The sequence below is a fragment of the Vibrio sp. 1874 genome (assembly GCF_033344395.1).
GTDB classification, from domain to species: domain Bacteria; phylum Pseudomonadota; class Gammaproteobacteria; order Enterobacterales; family Vibrionaceae; genus Vibrio; species Vibrio alginolyticus.
Genome location: NZ_JAWPOR010000124.1, coordinates 1 through 1,174 on the forward strand (window position 1 = coordinate 1; position 1,174 = coordinate 1,174).

The 1,174-nt window shown below is 45.1% G+C and carries 1 protein-coding gene and 1 pseudogene; both read right to left on the minus strand.

Translation table 11 applies throughout. The features are described 5' to 3' along the window. A pseudogene (locus R8N46_RS25005) lies at nucleotides 1-150 on the minus strand (HAD-IB family hydrolase); the annotation flags it as partial. A gap of 1 nt (nucleotide 151) precedes the next feature. Further along, a complete protein-coding gene (locus R8N46_RS25010; protein WP_318189748.1) occupies nucleotides 152-1,171 on the minus strand; it encodes an ABC transporter ATP-binding protein in 1,020 nt (339 codons plus the stop codon). Between the last annotated feature and the right edge of the window lie 3 nt (nucleotides 1,172-1,174).

Sequence of the window (1,174 nt, forward strand, 5' to 3'; positions counted from 1 at the left end):
TGCGTACAAGGCCATTAAACGCTGATCTTCCTCTATGAAGTTTGATTGAGTTGCTATGCCTTTTTCAACCAAAAACGCATTCCAAATCATCGCACAGTCGGCGTTGATTAGAGTTTCGTCCATATCAAAGACGTACAAAGGTTTGGACATGTTAGGCCCCCACTGGTTGAATTTCATTAAGGTTAAACAGCAGCTCTAGTTGACTGCCGTTAGCTAGCAAGCGTTCGGATGAACGGTTGAGCAAATCGACTGTAAGATCGCACTCTTCGACGCACACTTGGTAGCGAATTACATTGCCAAGCAGTTGGTGATTTTTGATGGTTCCCATCTGCGGTGCAGATATATGGTTTCCGTATTGGCGACCATGCTCTTTCACGTAGATGGACTCTGGACGAATTGCCACCTTCCATTCGGTATCGATATTAAAGAGTTGTTTGGCTTTGTTAGCATCGACCAAGTTGTAATGCCCCATAAACCCAGCCACAAATTCATTGGCAGGGTGAGTGTAGATCGCTTCTGGTGTGCCGGCTTGAACAATCTCCCCTTTGTTCATCAAAAAGATTCGATCAGACATGATCATCGCTTCTTCTTGGTCATGAGTCACAAAGATGGTAGTTAGGTTCATCTCTTTTTGTATATCGCGGATCTGTTGGCGAAGATGCTTACGGATCTTTGCATCCAGTGCCGAAAGCGGCTCATCAAGTAAAAGAATACGAGGTTTAACCACGAGCGCTCGGGCTAATGCCACACGCTGACGTTGGCCTCCAGAAAGTTGGTGTGGGTAGTGTTTTTCTTTGCCTTTTAAGTCAACTAACTCTATGACTTTTTTCACTTCGCGTTGAATTTCATCAGAGGCGAGTTTCTTCATTTTCAAGCCAAAGGCGATGTTGCCCTCAACCGTCATGTTTGGAAACAGCGCGTAAGACTGAAAAACCATACCGATGCCTCTTTCTTGTGGCACTTGGTGGGTGATCTCTTCGCCATTTACCCAAATTTCACCACCATCAACCGGATTTAAACCCGCAAGACTGCGAAGTAGGGTGGATTTACCACAGCCGCTAGGCCCTAAAAGCGTGATGAACTCGCCTTGTTCGGTAGCGAATTGAATGTCTTCAAATACCGTATTGTCACCAAAACGTTTGGTAAGGTTTTTTGCGGTTACGTAACTCATTAT

Bases quoted from the DNA above. Each gene is read 5' to 3' on its own strand.
- R8N46_RS25010 (WP_318189748.1), bottom strand. From the start codon at position 1,171: ATGAGTTACGTAACCGCAAAAAACCTTACCAAACGTTTTGGTGACAAT.